We start from the raw sequence: 25,157 nt of genomic DNA, 5'->3' as shown, positions 1-25,157 counted from the left end.
CTGATCAATAATGGTTTCGAAAGAAAAAATCAGGCAATATTTCAACCTTAATCACCATGCGTTATATTCCATTGTGCAAACAAATCACCGCACTCTATTTTCTATTTCTTGTTTTTCTTCCGCTCTCTGCTGAAGGGGCAGAATTTGCTCCGGTAGTCACCAATTTTACCAAAAAGGAATACAAAGCAGCTAATCAGAACTGGGCTGTGGCACAGGATGCTCACGGGTTTCTCTATTTCGGCAACAATAATGGTTTACTGCGTTACGACGGAGCCGCCTGGGAACTTTTTCCGGTGCCCGGCAACCGCGTGGTTCGCTCCGTATTACCTGCTGCTGACGGACGTATCTATGTGGGTTCGTTTGAAGAGTTTGGATATTTTCAGCCGCTTTCTACAGGTGAATTACGTTACCATTCTTTATCGCAGCAACTTCGCAATTACAAAATGCAAAATGATGAAATATGGACAATTATCTCGTGCCGGGGTAAAATCTATTTTCAATCGTTTGCTTCCTTTTTTGTGTTCGATGGTAAGCAAATAACCGGCCATCGGATGTCGGGTACTTTCCTGTTTTTTAATCAATATCGCAATAATATATATTCGCATGTCGATGGAAGCAGTCTTTGCCGCTACGATCCGGCAAAAAATAAATTTCATCCCGTGATAGAAGGAGAATGTCCGAAATCGTCAATAACGGCCGTATTGCCTTACGATGCCACAAAAACGTTGTTGGTAACGACTCACGACGGACTTTTTATTCTGGAAGGAAGTAAATGCAAAAGATTTGAAAGTCAGGCTAATGAATTCCTGATAAAAGCCAATGCCAACAGGGCGATTATTACCAGCGATTCGGTGTTCGTTATCGGTACGATTCTGGATGGGGTAGTGGCTGTCAATAAAGCCGGTAAAATATTATGGAAACTAAACAGTACCAACTTTTTACAAAACAACACGATTCTTGGAATGTATTGCGACAGAGCCAATAACGTGTGGCTGGCGTTGGATAAGGGAATCGCTTTTGTACGCACCGGTAGCCGGGTGAAATATGTTACATCTTTTCAACCTTCTATCGGAGCCATTTACGGACTTGATAAGTATGGCTCGGATATCTATATAGGCACTAATCAAGGCCTCTATGCCGGAAAAATAGGCAGCTTGCGTGAAGACGATAAAAATGTGAATGTTTCGCTTGTTTCCCGTATCAAAGGTCAGGTGTGGGATTTGAAACGGTTTGGCAATCAGCTCTTTTGTTGTAATAATGAAGAAACCTATTGTTTGACAGGCAATAGCATCAGCATTGCATCTCCGGTTCGTGGGGGCGTTTGTATTAAGCAGGGAGTTATCAACGGACAGGAAGTTTTGGTGCAGGGCACTTACACGCAACTTTGTATTTACCGGAAAGATGCCAGAGGACAATGGGTGTTTAGCAATGTAGTAGACAATTTTATCAATCCGATCCGCTATTTGGAAATTGATTATCAGGGAACCATCTGGGCAGCTCATTTCCACGAAGGATTGTATCGCATTGTGCTCGATCGCGACTTACGGCATATCAGAGAGATGAAGACCTACACTTCACTTAGCGGTAAAACGCATACTTCAATTAATGTGTTCAAAGTGGCTAACAGAGTGGTATTTACAAATGGAGAAAGATTCTATACATTCAATGACCTGACCAAAGAAATCATCCCGTTCCGGGCATTGAACGCGGGCTTGCGTAATTTTGCTTCTTCGTACCGTATTGAGCCATTCCGCGATAATACCTATTGGTTTATCCGTGATGATATGGCGGCTTTGGTACAGGTGGAAAATGAAAAAGTGAGAATTTTGGACGTGGTGAATTACAGTTCTTTTCCCAATGAAAATGTCGATAAGAACCAGAGCATTGTCCCGTTTTCGGATTCACAGTGCGTGATTTGCCTTGAAAACGGACTTGCATTCTACAACCTGAACGAACACCGATCCAAATCAGGAATTCCGTTCAAATTGTGTTTGAAAAGCGTTACAGCTTATCGTGCTGACAATTCGGCAGTCCAATCAGTTGCCTTAAGCGAACCGGATGCTTTGCCGTTTGCCTTCAATAGTATTCAGTTTACGATAGCTTATCCCAATTATAGCAAGATTGAAAATGTTCGATTCCGTTACAAATTAGATGGTTGGGACAAGAAATGGACTGATCCTAAAAATTCGGTTGTGCAGGAATACGTTCGTTTACCATACGGAAAGTATTGTTTCAGAGCAGAAGTTGTTGCTTCTACCGGCGAAGTGATAGACAGATTGGCATATGATCTGGAAATTTTACCTCCGTTTTATCTGAGCGTGTGGGCTAAAATATTTTATTTCCTGCTGCTTGTTATTGCAATAAGGGCCATTTACCTGTTAATCAAAACGGAACAGAAAAAAAAGAGAGATAAAATAGAGCAAAAGCACATAGAACTCCGCCGTCAGGAAAAAGAGAAAAGCGAGCAACAAATCATGAAACTGGAAAAGGAAAAATTGGAAACCGAAGTGATGCTGAAGAGCAAAGAACTGGCGGGATCCACCATGTCCATTATCAAAAAAAACGATATTCTGGTTCGGATTAAAGAAGAACTGACGCTTCAGAAAGAACATCTTGGAAGCCAATATCCGAAAAAGTATTACGATAAAATAGTTCACATTATTGATGAAAATCTATCGTCGGAAGATGATTGGGCCGTTTTTCAATCCAATTTCGACCGTATTCATGAGAACTTCTTTCGTAATCTGCATACACGTTATCCGGAGCTTACCTCCAACGATTTACGCTTATGCGCCTACCTGCGCCTCAATTTATCGTCCAAGGATATTGCCAACCTGATGAATATCTCACTCAAAGGCGTGGAAGCCGGACGTTACCGCTTGCGTAAAAAACTGAATATTAGTGCCGAGAAAAATCTGACTGAATTTATGATAGAACTGAAATGATTTGAATGGTTTTTCATTGCTCTGAAGAGGGTTGTTTTTTAACTAAAATGTCTCCCGCTTCCTGAAAAAAGAGTATCTTTGTGGCTAAAATTTCAAAATGGCCTCATTCCAAGAGAACTATTTCGTATAGACAAGGCTTGGCACGCCATTTGTTATTAACATGAACATATAAAAACACATAAACCTCCAATAAATCATGGGATTTAATGAAATCTTAAGTAAAATGTTCGGCAATAAGTCGCAACGCGATTTGCGTGAAGTTATGCCGTACGTAGAAAAAATCAAATCAGCTTACGAAGAAATATCCAAATTAAGCAACGATCAGGTACGTCAACATACAGAGGCGATCAAGCAAAAAATTGCTGACTACATAGCTAATGAGACCAACCGCATTGCTGAATTAAAAGATAACATCGAAAACGAGCCGCTTGAAAATCGTGAAAAAATCTATGAAGAAGTAGATAAACTCGAAAAGAAAGCTCTTGAAAAGCTGGAAGAAGTTTTGTTGGAGGTACTTCCTGAAGCATTTGCTATCATGAAAGATACTGCCCGTCGTTTAAGCGAAAATTCAGAAGTGGAGGTTACCGCGAATGATTTTGACCGACAGTTGGCTACCAAAACCGATTTTGTGCGTATTGAAGGCGATAAGGCTTATTATTCCAGTGAATGGATGGCAGGCGGCAACAAGATGAAATGGGACATGGTTCACTACGATGTTCAGCTCATCGGTGGTGTTGCGCTTCATAAGGGTAAAATTGCCGAAATGGCTACCGGTGAAGGTAAAACCCTCGTGGCTACGCTTCCGGTATTTTTGAATGCGTTGGCTGGGCGTGGCGTGCACGTGGTAACAGTGAACGACTACCTCGCCAAACGTGACTCGGAATGGATGGGGCCGCTTTACATGTATCACGGACTGAGTGTTGACTGTATCGATAAACACGAACCAAACTCTGATGACCGTCGCAACGCATATCTGGCGGATATCACTTTTGGTACAAATAATGAATTCGGCTTCGATTATCTGCGTGATAACATGGCGAATAGTCCGCTTGATCTTGTACAACGCGTACATCATTATGCTATTGTCGATGAAGTTGACTCGGTTTTGATTGACGATGCCCGTACACCTCTTATTATATCAGGTCCTGTTCCTAAGGGCGATGATCAGATGTTTGAAGAGTTATTGCCGAAGGTAGAGCGTTTGTACAATGTTCAGAAGGCATTGACAACAAAGCTTCTGGCAGAGGCTCGTAACATGATGAAGTCTAACGATGACAAACAGCGTAAAGAGGGGGCTTTGCTGCTTTTCAGGGTTCAAAAGGGTTTGCCGAAAAATAAAGCTTTGATCAAATTCCTGAGCGAACAGGGTGTTAAGGCTGAAATGCTGAAAACAGAAGCGTTCTACATGCAGGATAATAACCGCGAAATGCACGTGGTGACCGATCCACTCTATTTTGTTATAGACGAAAAAAATAATAGCGTTGAGCTTACAGATAAAGGTCTCGACCTTATAACCGGCGATTCGGACGATCCGAAATTCTTCGTATTGCCCAATATTGCGGAACAACTTTCCGACCTTGAACGCAAAAATCTTTCTCCTGAAGACAAACAGGCGGAAAAGGACGAGATCATACAGAACTACTCGGTAAAACAGGAACGTGTTCACACTATCCATCAGTTGTTGAAAGCCTATACGTTGTTCGAAAAGGATGACGAATACGTGGTTATCAACGGTCAGGTGAAGATTGTGGATGAACAAACCGGTCGTATTATGGAAGGCCGCCGTTATTCCGATGGATTGCACCAGGCTCTTGAAGCCAAGGAACGTGTAGCTGTAGAAGCTGCTACTCAGACTTTCGCTACCATTACCTTACAGAATTACTTCCGTATGTACCACAAACTTGCAGGTATGACCGGTACGGCAGAAACAGAAGCAGGCGAGTTGTGGGACATCTACAAGCTGGATGTAATGGTAATTCCTACCAACAGACCAATTGTTCGTGATGATATGAACGATCGCGTTTATAAAACGAAACGCGAAAAATATAATGCTGTTATTGAAGAGATTGTTAACCTGGTCAACGCAGGTCGTCCTGTTTTGGTGGGTACAACTTCTGTGGAAATCTCCGAGTTGTTGAGCCGTATGCTTACGCTGCGGAAAATCCCTCACAACGTATTGAACGCCAAGTTACACCAGCGCGAAGCTGACATTGTAGCTCAGGCCGGTCAGAGCGGAACAGTAACCATAGCAACCAATATGGCTGGTCGTGGTACTGACATCAAGCTTTCGAAAGCTGTTAAAGATGCCGGTGGTTTGGCCATCGTAGGTACCGAACGTCACGAAAGCCGCCGCGTCGACCGTCAGTTGCGTGGTCGTGCCGGGCGTCAGGGAGACCCGGGATCTTCTGTATTTTATGTGTCTTTGGAAGACGAACTGATGCGCTTGTTCGGTTCTGAACGTATTTCAGGTATCATGGACCGACTTGGTTTTGAAGATGGAGAAATGATTGAACACTCCATGATTTCAAAATCAATTGAACGGGCGCAGAAAAAAGTAGAAGAAAATAACTTTGGTATCCGTAAACGTTTGCTGGAATACGACGATGTGATGAACTCACAACGTACAGTAATTTATACCCGTCGTCACCATGCGCTTATGGGCGAACGTATCGGAATGGATATTGTGAATGTACTGTATGATACGGCTCAGGCAATTGTAGAGCAGTATCACTCAATGCTCGACTACGAAGGTTTATCACTGGAAGTCATGAGTGTATTTGCAATTGACCTGCCATTTGATGAAGCAGAATTCCGTTCAATGAAGTTGGATGAAGCAGTTGATACTATTTTTGAAAGCGCTCTGGCTTCTTTCAAACGTAAAATGGACAAACTGGCTTCTGTTGCTTATCCGGTTATCAAGCAGGTATTGGAAAATCATGGCGATGCCTACGAAAACATTCTGATTCCTTTGACGGATGGTAAGCGTATGTATAATATTCCGGTCAACCTCAAGAAAGCGAATGAAACAGAGGGTAAGGAAGTAATCAAAGCGTTTGAAAAAGCTGTCCTATTGTTAGTTATCGATGACGAATGGAAAGAGCATCTTCGTGAAATGGACGACCTTCGCGATTCGGTACAGAACGCCAGCTACGAACAGAAAGATCCGTTGTTGATTTACAAATTGGAATCTTTCGGCATGTTCAAAAAAATGGTAGAGGTTATGAACCGCCGTGCTACCAGCGTGTTGATGCGTGGTCAGATTCCGGTACGCGAACCGGAACAGGTGCACAGAGCTGACGAAGAACGTCGTTCCGACTACAGCCGTTATCAGACTTCAAAACCGGAAACAAGCCGTCAGGAAGGGGATCCTGCTCACCATGATACTCGCGAACCGCAACCCAAGCAACAACCGATTCGTGTTGAAAAAAAGGTAGGTCGTAATGATCCATGTCCTTGTGGCAGCGGCAAAAAATATAAAAATTGTCACGGACAAGAAGAATAGCAAACAGAATGGCGAAGAAAGTCTTTGTTACCGGATGTTATGACATGCTGCACAGTGGGCATGTGGCTTTTTTCAGAGAAGCGGCAGGATTTGGAGATTTGTATGTCGGTTTAGGCTCTGACAGAACTATTCGGGAATTGAAAGGCAGAGACACAGTAAACAGCGATCAGGAACGTCTCTACATGGTCAAATCCATCCGGTATGTGAAAGATGCATGGATTAATTCCGGTAGCGGAATTATGGACTTTGAAAAAGATATTCGTAAGAATGTGCCGGATGTCTTTGTCGTGAATGAAGACGGGCACTCTCCGGCCAAAGAGGTTCTTTGTAATGAACTTGGCATTGAATATCAAATTTTGAAAAGAATTCCTGATGCCGGATTGCCTACACGTAGCACAACGTCGATTCGTACCGGAGTTCATAGCCATCTGCCTTACAGAATTGATCTGGCCGGCACGTGGATAGATCAGCCTTACGTATCGAAATTCAATCCGGGATGGGCAATTACCCTTTCGCTTGAACCAACGATCGAATTCAACGAGCGTTGTGGTATGAGCACTTCAACCCGTAATGCATTGCGGCAAATATGGCCGTATGAATTACCGGCGATGCATCCGGAAAAGCTTGCTAAACTTGCTTTTCGCAATGAAAATGAACCGGGACGTTCTGAGATTTCAGGTGCTCAGGATTCTATCGGTATTTGTATGCCGGGTTTGGTGCGTCATTATTACGACAACTGCTACTGGCCTCAAAAACTGGAATCTTGTCTGGACGATTCAATCCTTGACTGGCTGGAACAACATATTTCTTTACGCCTGTTATGGCCTCGTCCGGCTGGTCTTGATCTTTTGAAAGAAACGTATATCAATACGGAAAATGTAAAAGCTCTGACAGAAGCTGCTGAAGGTTGTTGGAAAGCAATTCTACAGAAGGATCTGGAGAAATTTGCTCATTTTGTCAACAAATCATTTGAAGCGCAGATTCGGATGTTCCCGGCAATGATGCCAACTGACGTAAAAGAGGTGATGGAACAATACAAGGATTGTTCTCTGGCCCGTAAACTGGCCGGTGCCGGTGGAGGTGGCTATATGATCTTAGTTACTGATCAACCGTTGGACGATACGATCCGCATATCAGTACGCCGCCAAAGCTTTAACATGTAATTAAACTTAATAATATTTGTCCGTTATTTATGGCAAAAAAGAAAACCTCTGTTCCCCCTTCGCAACCTTATCATCCAACGATGAAAAGGACGCACCGGGTTGCATTTATGCTTAATGAAGAGGAATTTAAGGCCGTAAATAGATTTATTGACAAATATCAGATCAGCAACACTTCTAAGTTCATGAGAGAAGCTGTAATACGGACAATTCTTAAACGCCTTGACGAAGATCATCCGACACTTTTTGATTAAAACCAATTAAAAATGGCTTCCTGAATAATATCAGGAAGCCATTTTTAATTATAGGACTAAGTATTATGCTTCTCGGGGTTGTTCTCCTTCTACTGTTGGTTCTGTAGGTTTGGGAGGATTTTCTTCTGAGGCTTGTTCTTCTTTCTTAGCTGTCTTTGTCTTTAATGTTTCAACCACTTCTTCCACTTTCTCTTTGGCTGTCGCAACTGCTTCTTTAGCAGAATCCATAGCTTTATCCACTTCCGGATGTTTTGCTTTGAACTCTTCCACTTTGCCTTTTGCACTTTCTACATATTCTTTAGCCGTTTCAACAGCTTTTGCAACTTTGGGATTTTCCTGTACTTCAGCCACTTTTTCTTTGGCAGTTTCTATTATTTCTTTTGCAGAGTCAACAGCCTTCACAACAGTAGGATTCTCTGGTAGATGAGATATCTTTTCTTTTGTGGTTTCGATAACTTCTTTTGCCGTGTCTATGGCTTTGTCTACTTCCGGATGTTTTGCTTTGAACTCTTCAACTTTGCCTTTAGCTGTTTCAACGTATTCTTTTGCCGTATCTACAGCCTTGACTACTTTTGGGTTTTCAGGTATCTCCGCAATCTTTTCTTTAGCCGTTCCAATATACTCTTTTGCTGTTTCAACAGCTTTCACAACCTTAGGGTTTTCCGGAATTTCGGCAATCTTTTCTTTGGCAGTTTCTATTATTTCTTTGGCAGAATCCACGGCTTTAACAACTGTCGGATTTTCGGGCAGGTGAGAAATCTTCTCTTTAGCCGTTTCAATGACTTCTTTTGCAGAGTCAACTGCTTTATTCACATTGGGATTCGCTTTAATTTCTTCTATCTTTTCTTCAGCCCACTCTTTTGCTTCATGCACTTTTTCTTTTACTTCAGGTGCTTTTTCTTTGGCTTTCTCCCATGTAGTTTCTGCAGTTTCACTTACTTTTTCAGCTGCTTCTTTTGAGCTGCCGAATAACTTCTTAAGAAAATCTTGGAGTCCCATAATTGTTAGTTTTAGATATTTGTGATAACACAAAGATAAAGATTATTTTGAAAAACTATCCGGTTTAATTAAGATTTTACAAAACGGATTAGGGCTTCTTATGCAAAAATATGGGGTTAAAATCATATCTTTGCGCCTTCAAAAAAAGACCTTTAATTTTATGATTACTGTTGACGGATTAACCGTAGAATTCAGCGGTGCAACGCTGTTTAAAGATATTTCTTTCTCTATCAACGAAAAAGACCGAATAGCCCTGATGGGTAAAAACGGAGCCGGAAAATCAACTCTCCTAAAGATTCTTGCCGGAGCTCAGAAGCCAACCCGTGGTAAAGTATCAGCCCCAAAAGATACTGTCATTGCTTATTTACCTCAACATTTGATGACGGATAACAACCGAACGGTTTTCGAGGAAGCCGCCCGGGCATTTGCATCCATTTTTGACATGGAAAGCCGTATCAATGAAATTAATGAGCAATTGGCGACAAGAACGGATTATGAGTCGGAAAGTTATTATCAGTTGATAGAAGAAGTTTCAACGCTTAGTGAACGCTTTTATTCTATCGAAGAAATAAACTATGATGCCGAAGTAGAAAAGACGTTACTGGGTCTTGGTTTTATGCGCGAGGATTTTACCCGTCCAACGAATGAGTTTAGCGGCGGTTGGCGTATGCGTATTGAGCTGGCTAAGATTTTGCTGCAAAAACCAGATTTGATCTTGCTTGATGAACCTACCAATCACCTTGATATTGAGTCGATTCAGTGGCTGGAAGATTTTCTGGTGAACAATGCCAAAGCGGTAATTGTCATTTCGCACGACCGTGCTTTTGTCGACAACATTACGACCCGCACCGTTGAAGTAACGATGGGGCGTATTTACGACTATAATGTAAATTACTCCAAGTATCTTGTTTTGAGAAGAGAGCGCCGGGAACAACAGCAAAAACAATGGGAAGAGCAACAAAAAATGATTGCCGAAACTCAGGAGTTTATCGAACGTTTCAAGGGTACTTATTCCAAAACACTTCAGGTACAATCGCGAGTGAAAATGCTTGAAAAACTGGAGCTTGTTGAAGTGGACGAAGAAGATACATCAGCCTTGAGATTACGGTTCCCGCCTTCTCCCCGTTCCGGAAGCTATCCTGTGATTTGCGATGGAGTGGGTAAAAGCTACGACGAACATGTAGTCTTTTCAAACGCCAATTTTACCATCGAACGGGGCGAAAAAGTGGCTTTTGTTGGCAAAAACGGTGAAGGTAAGTCGACCATGGTCAAGTGTATCATGAACGAAATAAAACACGATGGGAAACTGACACTCGGTCATAATACCATGATTGGTTATTTTGCACAGAATGAAGCTTCTATGCTGGATGAAAACATTACCGTTTTCCAGACTATCGACGATATTGCCAAAGGGGATGTACGTACCAAGATTAAGGATTTCCTCGGAGCGTTTATGTTTGGTGGCGATGACATCAATAAGAAAGTGAAAGTATTGTCGGGTGGGGAACGTACCCGTCTGGCAATGATTAAACTCCTTCTTGAACCGGTCAACCTGCTGATTCTCGATGAGCCGACGAATCACCTGGATATGAAAACAAAAGACATTCTGAAAAGTGCCTTACAAGATTATGATGGCACTTTGATTCTGGTATCGCACGACCGTGATTTTCTGGATGGGCTTGTGAGTAAGGTGTATGAGTTCGGTAATAAAAAAGTCACCGAGCACTTGGAAGACATTAAAGGTTTTCTTGAAAAGAAAAAAATGGAAAACCTAAGAGAATTGGAGAAGAAAAACTAAGGCAATAAGAAACTGAGAATTAAGTTGCTCTAACTTTCTGAATCTGGCTTATCGCCTTGCTATTGCCTTAATTTTTGCTTAACTTTGCACCTTGATTTGAAGTGATAAAAACAATATATAAAACACTAACTAACAAATGATTACGACTGAACAACTGAAAGCAGTATCAGAACGCGAGGACGCGTTGAGGAGGTATCTTTGACGTCGACAACAAGATAATACAGCTCGAAGAAGAAGAAATGCGCACTCATGCCGAAAATTTCTGGGAAGATCAGAAATCGGCAGAAGCGCAAATGAAGAAAATCCGCGAAATTAAAGTGTGGGTTGAAGGTTACAACGAAGTGCATAGTGCTATCGGAGAACTGGAGCTTGCATTTGACTTTTACAAAGAAGGCGTCGCCGACGAAAATGAAGTAGATGCGGCTTATGCAAAAGCGCTGCAACTGGTTGAAGATCTCGAAATGCGCAATATGTTGCGTCGTGAGGAAGATAAATTTGGTGCAGTTATTAAAGTTGTTGCCGGTGCCGGTGGTACCGAAGCGCAGGACTGGGCTGATATGCTTTTCCGCATGTATCAACGCTGGTGCGAACGCCAGAACTACAAGTGCGAAATCACTAATTTTCAGGAAGGTGACGAAGCCGGGATCAAAACCGTTACCATGCAGGTCGATGGTGATATGGCTTATGGTTATCTGAAAAGTGAAAACGGGGTTCACCGTTTGGTTCGCGTTTCTCCGTTTAACGCTCAGGGAAAACGTATGACCTCATTTACGTCAGTCTTTGTGGTTCCTTTGGTAGACGATACCATCGAAATCGAAGTCAATCCGGCTAATCTTAGCTGGGATACCTTCCGTTCGAGTGGTGCCGGTGGACAGAACGTTAACAAGGTGGAAACCGGTGTGCGTTTGCACTATAAGTTCAAGAATCCGGTAACCGGAGAAATGGACGAAATTGTAATTGAAAATACCGAAAGCCGTTCTCAGTTTGGCAACAAAGACAATGCAATGCGTTTGTTGAAATCGCAGTTGTATGAACTGGAACTTGAGAAACGCCGTGCCGAAACAGCCAAGGTGGAAGCCGGAAAGAAGAAGATCGAGTGGGGATCGCAGATCCGAAGCTATGTGTTCGATGACCGTCGCGTAAAAGATCACCGGACAAACTATCAGACCTCGAATGTAGGCGCTGTAATGGATGGTGATATTGATGCCTTTATTAAAGCTTACCTGATGGAATTCGGGGGAGAATAGTCTCCAATGTGCCAAAGTAAATCGTAAATTATTAAATCGTAAATAAAATAGGTATTATGAGTAAGAAAGCTATGCTGATGATCCTCGATGGCTGGGGAATCGGCAACAAATCGAAAGCCGACGTTATCTCTGAAACGCCGACTCCATACTGGGATTATTTAGTATCAACCTATCCTAACTCGCAATTGCAGGCATCCGGAGAAAACGTAGGTTTGCCTGACGGTCAGATGGGTAACTCCGAAGTGGGTCACCTTAACATTGGCGCCGGCCGCGTGGTGTATCAGGATTTGGTGAAAATCAATATTGCCTGCCGTGATAACTCGATTCTTCAGAATCCAGAAATCGTAAAGGCATACGAATATGCTAAAGCTAACGATAAGAAAATCCACTTGTTGGGCTTGGTTTCTGACGGAGGCGTACACAGTTCGTTGGATCACTTGTTCAAACTGACTGACATCTCGAAGCACTACGGTATTGATAAAACTTATGTTCACTGCTTTATGGATGGTCGTGATACCGACCCACGCAGCGGGAAAGGTTTTATTGAAGCGCTCGACAACCATCTGAAAACTTCTACCGGTAAAATCGCATCCATCATTGGACGTTACTATGCAATGGATCGCGACAAACGTTGGGAACGTGTGAAAGAATCGTACGACCTGATGGTAGAAGGTAAAGGAACTCCGGCTACCGATGCGGTTGCTGCTGTACAAACTTCGTACGACAACGGTGTTACCGACGAATTTATCAAACCGGTCGTGTTGACTGATGCTGCCGGTGCTCCATTGGCAAAAATCGAAAGCGGCGACGTGGTGATTTTCTTCAATTTCCGTAACGACCGTGCCAAAGAGTTGACCATTGTATTGACTCAGCAGGATATGCCTGAAGCCGGAATGCACACCATTCCTTTGCATTACTGCACGATGACTCCGTACGATGCTAAATTCCAGGGCTTGCACATTTTGTTCGACAAAGACAATGTTCAAAATACCTTGGGTGAAATCGTGGCAAAAGAAGGTTTGAAGCAGTTGCGTATTGCCGAAACCGAAAAATATGCTCACGTTACCTTCTTTTTCTCAGGTGGTCGCGAAGCCGAATTTGATGGTGAAGAACGTATCCTGATTCCTTCTCCGAAGGTAGCAACATACGATTTGCAGCCGGAAATGAGTGCATTTAAAGTAGCCGACGCGTTGGAAGAAGCTATTAATACTCAGAAATTCAACTTTATTGCAGTAAACTTTGCCAATGGCGATATGGTTGGCCATACTGGTTTTTACGAAGCAATAGAAGCTGCTGTAAAAGCTGTTGACAAATGTCTGAACCAGGTTGTTGAAGCTGCTAAAAAGAATGGTTACGAAATTATCATCATTGCTGACCACGGAAATGCCGATAACGCTGTAAATGCTGATGGCTCACCTAACACTGCTCACTCACTGAATCCGGTTCCTTTTGTGTATGTAACAGAAAAGAAAGATGCAAAAGTTGAAAACGGAATTCTTGCAGACGTTGCTCCTTCACTTTGTGGTTTGTTGGGTATTACTCAACCTTCAGAGATGACAGGAAAGAACCTGATTCATTAATTTGATCCGATATATTGCTCCCTTCTTTGATTATTTCAGGGAAGGGAGTTTTTTATTGCAATTTTTCGCGTATAATTGCGTTATAATATCAAAGAGATTTACCAATGAAGCGAATTCTGTTAATAATAAGCTGTTGGCTTTTAGTAGGTAGTTTGTTTGCTGAAGAAGATTTTCATGAAGCAGATCAACGAACCTGGCATTACGGCTTTACGTTGGGAATGAATTCGTATGGTTTTGCAGTAACACCCAGAGATCCTAAACTGGTTGGTGCTCAGGTATCGTCTTTCACTCCGGGCTTTACGGTAGGTATTATCGGTGATTTGAGATTGAATAATTTTTTCAACCTGCGCTTTACTCCTTCTCTCAATTTTACTCAAAGGACTTTATTGTATCACGATTTTACTTCGACTACAAGTGCGTGGGAGGGGCAATTTGTTCAGTCGACATTTGTCACTTTGCCTCTATACATCAAGTATCGTGCAGTCTGGTATAAGCGCTCTCGCCCTTATCTAATTGCCGGAGGAGGTATTGACTGTGATTTGCAACGCGGAAAAGATGTGAATGTCTACCTGAAAACCTACAGCCCTTTTATCGCCTTTGGAATGGGCTGCGACATCTATTTTGATTTCTTCCGCTTGTCACCGGAGTTTAAATTTTGTCTCGGAATGAGTGATGTGCTGACTCCATTATCTTCGAGAGATACCGGTACATTCACTTCTGACCAGAAACGGTATACGGATGTTATTTCTCGTCTTACTTCAAAAGCGTTCGTGCTGACATTCAATTTTGAATGACCCTATGCCGACAGAAATTTTCCGATAGTTTCTTCTGTTTTAGCAATCGCTTCTTCCAGTTGATCGTTGATGATAACAACGTCAAATTTCGGAGCAAACTCAAGTTCCCATTCTGCTTTATTGATGCGCTGTTCGATCACTTCGGGAGCATCGGTTCCTCGTCCGTGTAGTCGTTTACGAAGCTCTTCCACCGATGGTGGCTGAACAAACACAGCCAACGCTCTGTTGCCGAAATATTTTTTGATATTCACTCCGCCTACTACGTCCACATCGAAAATCAGGTTTTTACCTTCGGACAGACAGCGTTCCACTTCGCTTTTCAAAGTCCCATAGAATTTATCGGGATAAACCTCCTCGAATTCGATGAATTCATCGTTGGCAATCTTCTGCCGGAAGACTTCGGGAGTCAGAAAGAAATACTCCACGCCGTCTTTTTCCTCTCCTCGGGGAGCACGGCTGGTTGCCGAAACGGAAAAACCAAGATTGAAATTCTGTTGAAGAAGATGTTGTATCAGTGTGCTCTTGCCCGAACCGGAAGGAGCAGAAAATATGATTACTTTACCGGACATAAATTGATTTCAAGTTCAAAGTTTCAAAATGAGAGTCAATTAAAGGACGTTCAGTACCTGTTCCTTGATTTGTTCCAGTTCGTCTTTCATTAGGACGACGATTTTTTGGAGTTCGGCATGGTTGGCTTTGGAGCCGAGGGTATTGATTTCGCGACCCATTTCCTGAGCGATAAAGCCGAGCTTTTTGCCGGGATTATGCTCTTTTTTCATTGTTTCGCGGAAGTAATTCAGGTGGTTTTGCAAACGTGATTTTTCTTCGTTCACATCCAGTTTCTCAATATAGAAAATCAGTTCCTGTTCAAAACGATCGGCATTGTAGTTTTCGCTCACGTTTTGCAGGCCATCGCGCAGGCGGGTTTTAACGCGTTCGATTCGTTCAGCTTCATATTGGCCGACGGTACCAAGCAATCTCTCTATATTATCCACTTTTGTGGTGAATACCTTTGCAAGTGAATCTCCTTCCTGTACACGGAATTTCACCAGTTGGTCGATCGCTTCCTGTGTAATTTTTGCGACTTCAAACCATTCGTTCTCTTCGAGTTGTTGGTCTTCGTTTTTCAGTACTTCGGGTAAACGAAGCAGCGTGGAAAACCAATCGGCAGGTAAAGGAATATTTTCCGAGTCGGAAAGCTGTTTTATCTGGTTATAGTAATCTTTCAGAATAGCTCCGTTAATTTGAGTAGAAGCAACCACGTTGGTTGTGGAAACATTGATGCTCAGATCAACTTTTCCCCTTTCGAGTTGTTGTGTCACCATACGACGTAAATCGAGGTCTTTTTCACGGTATTGCCCGGGCATCCGTGTCGAAATATCCATTTGTTTACTATTCAGAGATTTAATTTCGATTCTGATTTGTTTGTCGTTGTAGGTACCGGTGGCTTTGCCATATCCGGTCATGGATTGGAGCATAATGTTGATTCTAAAATTAGAGCGCAAATGTACGCTTTTTTGAGTTAAAAATCGTACTTTTGTGCCACAAATTAGCGCTGTAGTATTATGGCGCTTTTGTATCTAAATACTTAATTATGCCATCAATACTTCATATCGAAACATCCACCACCGTTTGCTCCGTGGTTTTATCGGAGAATGGTAAGGTTGTTTCGGAACGAATTTCTCTTACCGGCCCGTCACATGCCTCCTTACTCGGCGTTTTTGTCCAGGAAATACTTCAGGAAACCAATGCACATCCTGATGCGGTTGCTGTGAGTTGTGGTCCGGGATCGTACACAGGCCTGCGTATCGGGGTTTCTACAGCCAAAGGGCTTTGCTACGGCTGGAACGTGCCTCTCATTGCAGTTAATACGCTTCAATTGCTTGCATCAACGGTTGCCGCCGGGAAACAAGCAGAAGAAAATACGCTTTTCTGTCCTATGATCGATGCACGTCGCATGGAGGTTTTCTCAGCCTTTTACGATAAAGATCTCAAGCTGTTCCGTGAAATTGCAGCCGACATTGTGGATGAAAACTCCTACCTCGATATTTTAGCCGATCATAAAGTGCTCTTCTTTGGAAATGGAGCTGATAAATGCCGTAGCAGCATTACGCATCCTAATGCCGAATTTATTGACGATATCCAACCCAAGGCTGCCAATATGATTCCGTTGGCCGAAAAAGCTTTTGCTGCCGGAGAATTTGTAGATGTGGCTTACTTTGAACCGTTCTATCTTAAAGAATTTGTGGCAACAGTACCCAAAAATAAAGTGCTGAATGTAGAACAAGGCGCGAAGAGCAACGCATAAAGACAGCTGCGATTGTAAAATCTCAAAGGGAAATAGAACTACAAAAATTTGACTACGTTTCAAAACAATGAACAGGCGGATTTGGCATTGCAGTACATTCAATGCACCGATCAGCACCTGTTTCTGACCGGAAAGGCAGGAACGGGCAAAACCACTTTTTTGAAGCGTTTGCGGGAAATTTCGCCCAAACGAATGATTGTGGTTGCCCCAACGGGCGTCGCCGCCATCAATGCAGAAGGTGTTACCATTCATTCCTTTTTCTCGTTGCCTTTTACGCCGTTTATTCCGAAAGAGGCGAGGGTAGAGAGTGAAAATGAGCGGCAATACCGTTTTTCACGCATCAAAATAGATATTTTGCGCAGTCTCGACTTGCTGGTGATTGACGAGATTAGTATGGTACGGGCCGATATTCTCGATGCCATCGACGAAGTGTTGCGTCGTTATAAAAACCGTAACAAACCTTTCGGCGGTGTTCAGTTGTTAATGATCGGTGATCTCCAGCAGTTGCCTCCCGTTGTGACCGATGCTGATTCGGAAGTGTTGAAGCGCTACTACGATACCAATTTCTTTTACGGAAGCAGGGCTTTAGGAAAGACTCGCTTTGTGACTGTAGAACTGCAACATATCTACCGCCAAAGTGAGGCAAAATTTATCGGATTGCTCAATGCAGTACGCGACAATCAACTGTCGTCCGAAGTGATCGATTTGTTGCGTCAGCGTACCATTCCGGGCTTTCAGGCCGACGACTATATAATGCTGACCACGCATAACCATCAGGCACAACGCATCAACGATCAACGGCTGAAAGAGCTGAAAAATGCCTCCTGGTTCTTCAAGGCTAAGGTCACCGGCGACTTTCCCGAAAGTTCGTATCCTACCGATTTCGAACTGGAACTGAAGCCTGGAGCCCGTGTAATGTTCCTCAAAAACGACTCGTCGCCGGAGAAAGCCTATTTCAATGGGAAAATCGGAGTGATAACCTCCATCGACGACGAAACGATTTATGTACAAAGTGAGGGTGAAGAGCGCATTATTGCGGTGCATCCGATGGAGTGGAATAACATGCAGTACACCATCGACGATACTACGCAGGAGATTGTCGAAACGGTGATCGGCACTTTTGAACAATACCCGCTCAAGCTGGCATGGGCCATTACCATTCATAAAAGTCAGGGCTTAACCTTCGACAAAGTAGTGATTGACGCACGGGCTGCGTTTGCTCACGGACAGGTATATGTTGCCCTGAGCCGTTGTCGCTCGCTGGATGGTTTGGTGCTCAGCACGCCTGTGCATCAGAATAGTTTGGTAAGCAATTCGGAAATAGAACAATTTACCCGTAAGCAAAAAGAGAATGCACCATCGCAGGAGTCATTGCGGACGGCGCAGCAATATTACATGCAGGAGCTGTTGATCGATCTGTTCGACTTTACTCCTTTGCAAAAAGAGATCATTAACCTGATATACCGTTTACGGGAGAACGACCAGGTGGTGAGCGGAAATATACACAAGTCTGTTCGTGATGTAAAAGCGTTTATAAATCAGGATATTGTTGAGATTGGTATCAAATTTCATTCTCAGATCAACGAACTGATTGCTCAGAACGGTGATGTGGAAAATAATACCCTGTTGCAGGAGCGAATCAGGAAGGCAACTTCTTTCTTTGGTGAAAAAATTGAGCGGTGCATGACCGACGTGGATGCATTGGAATTTGAGACCGACAACAAAGCGATTCGCAAGAGCATTTCAGATTTATTGGATAAGCTGAAAGAGCAAATCGTCACAAAAAAACATGCATTACGGAGTTGTGCTGATGGATTCCGCCTGAGCAACTATCTTTCAGCAAGAGCAAAAGCAATATTGAAAGGCGATAAACCTGAAACCGAAAGGTATAAACCGGTTTCATTGAAATCTTCGGCTCATCCCGATCTGTTATTGAAATTGCGAGCCTGGCGTAATGCTACTGCTGACGAACACAACGTGCAACCATATGATGTATTGCGGCAGAAATCTTTGGATGAACTTATAAGCAAACTTCCGACAAATAAAAAGCTGCTTAAGTCGATCAAAGGACTTGGGGCAAAACGTATCAGGGACTATGGCGATGACCTGATTGAGATTATTACCGAATATATGCAGGAAAAAGGGCTTGCTATTGCGGTGGAGTCCGAAGAGAAAGAGCTGGATGTAAAAACAAGTACCTTCGATGTAACATACAACTTGTTTGTCAATGGATTAGACGCACGAGCTATTGCTAAAGAGAGAGGCCTGACACTTACTACCATCGAAGGCCATTTGGCACGCTTTGTGCAACAAGAAAAGATCGATATTTCGGTACTGTTGCCGGATGATAAACTTCAAAAAGCGCTAGATTACTTCAGGTCGGCAGATACCGCAGGACTCACACCGGCTTTTGAAGCGCTTCAGGGGGCGTTGTCGTACGGTGAGTTGAAATATGTACTCAGCTATTTGAACCGACCCTAAAAACCACGAAATTCACGTTGTTTTGTAATGCATATCACAAATTAAACGTCTGAAGATGAAGAAATTTTATCTTTTTATTTTATTGTCAAGCTTTGTTGCTGCTTCGTTTGCACAACAATTGCGTCTGGGAGTAACGCTCAGTGGTGGTGGTGCGCTTGGTTTTGCTCATATCGGTGCGCTGCAGGCACTCGAGGAAGCCGGATTTCATCCGCAGTTTGTTTCCGGAACCAGCATGGGAGCTGTCGTGGGCTCGTTTTATGCCGCAGGATACTCGCCACAACAGATTCTGGTTATGACGCAGAACGAAAAAATGTACAAAAAGAGCAAATTGATTAAAGTATTGCCACATAGTGATGCTACCGGTCTGTCGACTCACAATGCCCTGCGAACCGTATTGAAAAAATATATTCCGAGCGACGATTTTGATAGTCTACCCAAACGATTTTTTTGTTGTGCAACCGACCTTAACAATGGTCAGGCCGCCTATTTCGGGCACGGTAAACGACTGAGCGAATATGTGGTGGCATCGGCTTCTATTCCGGGAGTGTTCGATGCAATTATGATTGATTCTGTCAGCTACGTTGATGGAGGAGCGTTAAACAATATCCCTACGCAACCCATTCGTCCACTTTGCGATGTGGTAATCGGTATAAATGTTGATACGTATGATCATGGGATGAAACTCACGGGCCCCATAAGCGTGTTAAACAAAACGGTGAAAGTGGTGCTTGCCCATAATTCAAAACAGGGTGCTGATATGTGCGATTTTTTGATAAACATTCCGCACAGTAAGAAAATCAGCTCTTTCAGCTACGGGAGGTACAAAGATATTTACATGAACGGCTATATCACCGTCAAAAAATATATCGAGGAACATCCTGAAATTCTCAAGCATGCTGCCCGGACGGAACCGCAACCCGAAGTAAATCGGGAGCAACCAACCCAAACCATTCAGGAACAGTAAACAGACGCAATTTTGATCTATATGGAGCAAACTCTTGTCAATCTTTTCGAGGAGTCGGTCAAAAAATATGCCGAACGTCCCTTTTTATTCGAAAAAATCACCGATAGATTTCAGGAAACCACATACAAACAGACCCGCGCACAGGTTTATTGCTTCGGCGCAGGGTTACGAGCCATCGGAGTAAACAAAAATGATGCGATGGCTCTGCTTTCTGAAGGCCGTAACTGGTGGATTATGGGCGAACTGGCGATGTTTTACGCCGGAGCGGTCAATGTGCCGCTCTCCATCAAGCTGGAAGAGAGCAACGATTTGTTGTTTCGTCTGCAACATGCTGATGTAAAGTATATCATGGTTTCTGGCAATCAGTTGCCCAAAATCAGAACTATTATCGATCAGTTGCCTGCCGTGCAAAAGGTGATTGTATTCGATGAGCAAGAAGTTTATGCCGACAAAGAGGTATTTATCGAAGAAGTGCTTCAGGCTGGCGATCGATACCTGAAAGAACATTCGGAAGAAGAATTTCTGGAAATAGCCAAATCGTTGAAAAACGATGACTTGGCTACCATTACCTATACCTCCGGTACAACTGCCGAACCCAAAGGGGTGATGCTCACTCACCGCAATTACACAGCCAATATCGAACAGGCATTGACGTTGTTAATTATTCCGGAAACATGGCGCACACTGGTCATTCTGCCGCTCGATCACTGTTTTGCGCATGTGGCTGGATTCTATATTTTCATGAAATGTGGCGCAGGAGTGGCAACGGTGCAGGTGGGTAAATCCCCGTTGGAAACATTGCGCAATATTCCGGTAAATATCAAGGAGATAAAGCCGCACATGATTCTGAGCGTTCCGGCACTGGCCAAAAACTTTCGGAAAAATATAGAGAACGGTGTGCGTGCGCAGGGTAAATCGCTCAACCGACTGTTTCATCTGGCCCTGAAAGTGGCCTATATTTACAATCAGGACGGCTGGAACAAAGGGGCTGGGTGGAGATGCGTGCTGAAACCGCTGGTTACATGGTTCGACAGCATTCTTTTTTCCAAACTGCGCGAGAGTTTCGGTGGTAATCTTCAGTTTTTTGTCGGTGGCGGAGCTTTGCTCGATAAAGATTTGCAACAATTTTACTATGCTATCGGCATCCCGATGTTTCAGGGCTATGGACTATCGGAAGCTACGCCGATAATCTCTTCCAACATTCCGGTTAGCCATAAATTCGGATCATCGGGAGTGTTGGTACAACCGCTCGACATCAAAATTCTGGACAGCGACGGCAAAGAGTTACCTGCCGGAGAGAAGGGTGAGATCGTCATCCGTGGAGAAAATGTGATGGCAGGTTACTGGAAGAATCCCGTATCGACAGCCGATACTGTAAAAGAGGGTTGGCTCTATACCGGCGATATGGGATATATGAGCAGCGACGGCTATCTCTATGTTTTGGGTCGTTTCAAGAGTCTGCTGATTGGTAGTGACGGCGAAAAATACAGTCCCGAGGGCATTGAAGAGGCTTTGGTGTCGATGACACATCATATCGATCAGGTAGTGCTGCACAATAATCAGGATGCTTACACAACGGCGTTACTCGTGCCTAACAAAGAGGCGCTGAAACGTCATATCAAACATGCACCTGATTCACCCGAAGGACGCAAAGAGGCGGTTCAATTGCTGGTGAACGAAATAAACAAGTTCAGAGCCGGAGGCGTACATGCAGGCATGTTTCCAGAGCGATGGCTGCCCACTACCTTTGCCATATTGCCCGAACCGTTTACCGAACAAAACCACATGGTGAACAGCACCATGAAAGTAGTGCGCGGAAAAGTGGAAGAAATCTATGCTGAGACTATCGATTTCCTCTATACTGCCGAGGGCAAAAATATGCTGAACGAAAGGAATTTGCAGAATATATTTTAAGAGAACAAAGAACAAAGAGTAAAGAACAAAGACGATAATCTGCGGAAGGAATATTACGCCCAAGATATATTGAACTTATACAAACAGATTAATGGGTGGCGCGATTTGTAATCGCGCATAATGCGTAACAAATGCGATTGAAAATCGCATCACCCAAGAAAGCAACATGCCGATTCATTGGCACATCGGCACATTCTCAAATTTTCAAATTAATTTATGATCGATACTTCACAATTTACAGATAAAAAAGCGGCTTACCTCACGCTGGGTTGCCGCCTCAATTTCTCGGAGACCTCCGCCATTGGCAAAACATTGTCCGACGCGGGGTTTCGCAAGGTGCGAGTCGGAGAACAGGCCGACATCTGCGTGATTAATACCTGCTCGGTGACCGATATAGCCGACAAAAAATGCCGTCAGGCCATCCACAAGATGGTGCGCAACCATCCCGATGCCTTTGTGGTGGTGACGGGCTGTTATGCCCAGTTGAAACCCGAAGAGATTGCCGGGATTGAGGGCGTGGATCTGGTGCTCGGAGCCAACGAAAAGTTCGACGTGCTCAACTTTATTGAGGATTTGCACAAAAAGGGTCGGGGAGAGGTACACTCTACTGCCATCGACGACGTGAAAGCGTTTCATCCTTCGGTTTCGCACGACGACCGCACCCGCTTTTTCCTGAAAGTACAGGACGGATGCGACTACCGATGCAGTTATTGTACCATTCCATTTGCACGGGGTAAGAGCCGCAACGGTACCATTGCTGACACGGTGAAGATAGCCGAACAGGCAGTCGCCGAAGGGGCAAAAGAGATCGTTTTGTCGGGTATCAACATCGGCGATTTCGGTAAATCGACCGGCGAAACCTTCTTCGAACTGGTAAAAGAGCTTGATAAGGTTAAAGGCGTTGAACGATATCGCATTAGCAGTATCGAACCAAACCTGATTACAAATGAAATAATCAACTTCGCAGTCAAATCAGCCCATTTCGTGCCTCACTATCATATTCCGTTGCAATCGGGCAACAACGAGATACTCGGTTTGATGCGTCGACGCTACAAACGCGAACTCTTTGCCGAGCGCATAGAAGAAATAAAGCGCGTGATGCCCGATGCCTTTATTGGCGTAGATGTTATTGTAGGCGTACGGGGCGAAACCGACGACCATTTCGAGGATGCCTATCGTTTTATCGAAAGTCTGCCCATCTCGCAGCTGCATGTCTTTACCTATTCGGAACGGCCCGGCACAAAAGCGCTGGAAATCGAGTATACCGTGCCTATAAACGTGCGTAAACAACGTAGTGAACGATTGCACGAGCTGTCGGAACGCAAAACCAGAGCGTTCTACGAAAGTCAGATAGGGAAGAGTGCGAAGGTACTTTGGGAATCGGCCCGAAAAGGCGAATGGATGCACGGTTTCACGGATAATTACGTGCGTGTCTCCGCTCCCTACGACAAATCGAAGATCAACACCATCGAAGAGGTGGTTTTGAAAGGCTTCCATCCCGAAGAAGATCACGGAATGATGAGTCTGGACTGCGAGTTAGTGCATAGTATGCTGTAGATAGTAAGTAATATAGCGGGTAAAAATCGTAAGCAGCTTTGATTGTTTACCCCCATTAACTCCCTTCTGTCGTTGACCGTTGGTTCCCCTTAAGGGGGTGTAACCATGCAAAGTGAATACAGTTACCTCATTTTACTGCCTTATTCCTCCCCTTCAGGGGAGGTTGGGAGGGGTAGATAACAAAGAGGAAAAAATCAATAGAAAGGAAAAGCCGGGAATTGTTCAGTGATGGAATCCCGAAACTAATAAATTTTGGAATAACATATTTCGTATGCAATTTGAATTACAACATACCGACCCCAAGTCGAATGCACGTGCGGGAGTGATAACCACTGACCACGGAACAATTGAAACGCCTATTTTTATGCCGGTGGGCACGGCGGGATCTGTGAAAGCGGTACATCAGCGCGAACTGAAGGAGGATATCAAGGCTCAGATTATTCTGGGAAACACCTACCATCTCTATCTGCGTCCGGGCTTGAACATTATTGAGAAGGCCGGCGGACTGCATAAGTTCAACGGATGGGATCGACCCATACTCACCGACAGTGGCGGCTATCAGGTCTTTTCGCTAAGCGACAACCGCAAGCTAAAAGAAGATGGTGCACACTTCCGTTCGCATATCGACGGCTCTAAACATCTTTTTACGCCCGAAAATGTGGTGGACATTCAACGTATCATCGGAGCCGACATCATTATGGCTTTCGACGAATGTACGCCCGGAACGGCCGATTACGATTATGCCAAACAATCGATGGAACTTACCCATCGCTGGCTGGTGCGCGGCCTTGCGCATTTTGACGAAACGGAACCAAAGTACGGATATTCGCAAGCCTATTTCCCTATTGTTCAGGGATGTGTTTATCCCGAACTGCGGAAGCAGTCGGCAGAGTTTATCGCGGCGCAAAACCGTGAAGGAAATGCTATCGGAGGCCTTGCCGTGGGCGAACCGACCGATAAAATGTACGAGATGATAGAGGTGGTGAACGAGATTCTGCCCAAAGACCGTCCACGCTACCTGATGGGAGTGGGTACGCCCGCCAATATTCTGGAGGGGATCGAGCGCGGAGTCGATATGTTCGATTGCGTGATGCCCACCCGCAATGGCCGCAACGGAATGTTGTTTACCAGTCAGGGCATCATGAACATGAAGAACAAGAAGTGGAAAGACGACTTTTCGCCCATCGATCCCGCGGGTACGTCGTACGTCGACTCGTTCTATTCCAAAGCATACCTGCGCCATCTGTTCCATAGCCAGGAGTTTTTGGCCATGCAGATAGCTTCGATACATAATCTGGCCTTCTATCTGTGGCTGGCAGGCGAAGCGCGCAAACACATTATTGCGGGCGATTTCAGCAGCTGGAAGCCCCAAATGGTGCGTCAGGTGTCGCAACGCCTGTAAACAGTTCATTCAAACACATCGACGGAGTAATGCAGCCCGAAAAAGGCAGTATTACTCCGTTTCTTTTTAAAACAAAACCAATTATTGGACAATCAAAGCCATTTGTTGAGCAATAAAAATGATTTATCAGGCAGTCAAATGCCATTCTCTGTATATTTATTGGATCTGTTCAATAAACTATGTCCATAAAATGATGAAGAACAGTGCTTGATTTAGCATTCAGAGAATAAATTAACCAAAAACATGTTTTGC

The 25,157-nt window shown here is 44.0% G+C and carries 17 protein-coding genes; 14 read left to right on the top strand and 3 right to left on the bottom strand.

What is annotated here, in order from left to right:
* Nucleotides 1–56: 56 nt before the first annotated feature.
* The 4 genes from PJIAN_RS12085 (at nt 57) to PJIAN_RS12070 (ending at nt 7,861) form a co-directional block, all read left to right on the top strand.
* Nucleotides 57–2,945 (top strand): triple tyrosine motif-containing protein, encoded by a 2,889-nt coding sequence (locus PJIAN_RS12085; protein ID WP_068705394.1) that lies wholly within the window; start codon nt 57–59, stop codon nt 2,943–2,945.
* A 196-nt stretch (nt 2,946–3,141) separates the two neighbouring features.
* Entirely contained in the window at nt 3,142–6,447 is a 3,306-nt protein-coding gene (gene secA / locus PJIAN_RS12080) for a preprotein translocase subunit SecA (RefSeq protein WP_068705392.1), read from the top strand.
* Between the two features lie 8 nt (nt 6,448–6,455).
* Nucleotides 6,456–7,610, top strand: a complete 1,155-nt coding sequence (locus tag PJIAN_RS12075) for an adenylyltransferase/cytidyltransferase family protein (protein WP_068705390.1) — start codon at nt 6,456–6,458, stop codon at nt 7,608–7,610.
* A 29-nt stretch (nt 7,611–7,639) separates the two neighbouring features.
* On the top strand, nt 7,640–7,861 hold the full coding sequence (locus tag PJIAN_RS12070) for a hypothetical protein (RefSeq protein ID WP_068705388.1): 222 nt from the start codon (nt 7,640–7,642) through the stop codon (nt 7,859–7,861).
* Between the two features lie 63 nt (nt 7,862–7,924).
* Here the strand turns inward: PJIAN_RS12070 and PJIAN_RS14995 are convergent, their stop codons facing one another.
* Nucleotides 7,925–8,893, bottom strand: coding sequence for a hypothetical protein (locus tag PJIAN_RS14995; RefSeq protein WP_201787362.1), 969 nt, complete (start codon nt 8,891–8,893; stop codon nt 7,925–7,927).
* Nucleotides 8,894–9,020: 127 nt separating this feature from the next.
* Here PJIAN_RS14995 and PJIAN_RS12060 point away from each other — a divergent pair, with 127 nt between their 5' ends.
* The 4 genes from PJIAN_RS12060 (at nt 9,021) to porT (ending at nt 14,279) form a co-directional block, all read left to right on the top strand.
* Nucleotides 9,021–10,658, top strand: a complete 1,638-nt coding sequence (locus PJIAN_RS12060; protein ID WP_068705384.1) for an ABC-F family ATP-binding cassette domain-containing protein — start codon at nt 9,021–9,023, stop codon at nt 10,656–10,658.
* Between the two features lie 136 nt (nt 10,659–10,794).
* Nucleotides 10,795–11,905, top strand: a protein-coding gene (prfB, locus tag PJIAN_RS12055) for a peptide chain release factor 2 (RefSeq protein WP_101750753.1) whose coding sequence is annotated in 2 segments (ribosomal slippage) — nt 10,795–10,857 and nt 10,859–11,905 — 1,110 coding nt in all. Because the reading frame shifts where the segments join, the coding sequence is not laid out codon by codon here.
* Between the two features lie 56 nt (nt 11,906–11,961).
* On the top strand, nt 11,962–13,485 hold the full coding sequence (gpmI, locus tag PJIAN_RS12050; RefSeq protein WP_068705382.1) for a 2,3-bisphosphoglycerate-independent phosphoglycerate mutase: 1,524 nt from the start codon (nt 11,962–11,964) through the stop codon (nt 13,483–13,485).
* Nucleotides 13,486–13,589: 104 nt separating this feature from the next.
* Nucleotides 13,590–14,279 carry a type IX secretion/gliding motility protein PorT/SprT gene (porT, locus tag PJIAN_RS12045; RefSeq protein WP_068705380.1) on the top strand — a complete coding sequence of 230 codons (690 nt, stop codon included), beginning with the start codon at nt 13,590–13,592 and terminating at the stop codon, nt 14,277–14,279.
* A gap of 2 nt (nt 14,280–14,281) precedes the next feature.
* Here porT and gmk read toward each other — a convergent pair whose 3' ends face one another.
* Together gmk and PJIAN_RS12035 are read right to left on the bottom strand one after the other, a co-directional pair.
* The gene (gene gmk / locus PJIAN_RS12040) at nt 14,282–14,848 is read right to left on the bottom strand and encodes a guanylate kinase (protein WP_068705378.1); all 567 of its coding nucleotides are present in this window, start codon (nt 14,846–14,848) and stop codon (nt 14,282–14,284) included.
* A gap of 39 nt (nt 14,849–14,887) precedes the next feature.
* The gene (locus PJIAN_RS12035; protein ID WP_068705376.1) at nt 14,888–15,757 is read right to left on the bottom strand and encodes a YicC/YloC family endoribonuclease; all 870 of its coding nucleotides are present in this window, start codon (nt 15,755–15,757) and stop codon (nt 14,888–14,890) included.
* A 116-nt stretch (nt 15,758–15,873) separates the two neighbouring features.
* Here PJIAN_RS12035 and tsaB point away from each other — a divergent pair, with 116 nt between their 5' ends.
* The 6 genes from tsaB (at nt 15,874) to tgt (ending at nt 24,905) form a co-directional block, all read left to right on the top strand.
* Nucleotides 15,874–16,587: a tRNA (adenosine(37)-N6)-threonylcarbamoyltransferase complex dimerization subunit type 1 TsaB gene (tsaB, locus tag PJIAN_RS12030; protein ID WP_068705373.1), complete on the top strand. Its 714-nt coding sequence runs from the start codon at nt 15,874–15,876 to the stop codon at nt 16,585–16,587.
* 48 nt (nt 16,588–16,635) lie between these two features.
* Nucleotides 16,636–19,068, top strand: a complete 2,433-nt coding sequence (locus PJIAN_RS12025; RefSeq protein ID WP_068705371.1) for a helix-turn-helix domain-containing protein — start codon at nt 16,636–16,638, stop codon at nt 19,066–19,068.
* Between the two features lie 55 nt (nt 19,069–19,123).
* On the top strand, nt 19,124–20,032 hold the full coding sequence (locus PJIAN_RS12020) for a patatin-like phospholipase family protein (RefSeq protein ID WP_068705369.1): 909 nt from the start codon (nt 19,124–19,126) through the stop codon (nt 20,030–20,032).
* Between the two features lie 21 nt (nt 20,033–20,053).
* Nucleotides 20,054–21,946, top strand: coding sequence for an AMP-dependent synthetase/ligase (locus PJIAN_RS12015; protein WP_068705367.1), 1,893 nt, complete (start codon nt 20,054–20,056; stop codon nt 21,944–21,946).
* Between the two features lie 216 nt (nt 21,947–22,162).
* Nucleotides 22,163–23,503: a tRNA (N(6)-L-threonylcarbamoyladenosine(37)-C(2))-methylthiotransferase MtaB gene (gene mtaB, locus PJIAN_RS12010; protein WP_068705365.1), complete on the top strand. Its 1,341-nt coding sequence runs from the start codon at nt 22,163–22,165 to the stop codon at nt 23,501–23,503.
* A 271-nt stretch (nt 23,504–23,774) separates the two neighbouring features.
* Nucleotides 23,775–24,905, top strand: coding sequence for a tRNA guanosine(34) transglycosylase Tgt (gene tgt, locus PJIAN_RS12005; protein WP_068705363.1), 1,131 nt, complete (start codon nt 23,775–23,777; stop codon nt 24,903–24,905).
* Nucleotides 24,906–25,157: the final 252 nt, after the last annotated feature.

Source organism: Paludibacter jiangxiensis, assembly GCF_001618385.1.
In the GTDB taxonomy this organism is placed as follows: Bacteria; Bacteroidota; Bacteroidia; order Bacteroidales; family Paludibacteraceae; genus Microbacter; species Microbacter jiangxiensis.
Note: the sequence above shows the minus strand (reverse complement) of the source record. Positions and strands in the feature narration are given on the sequence as shown.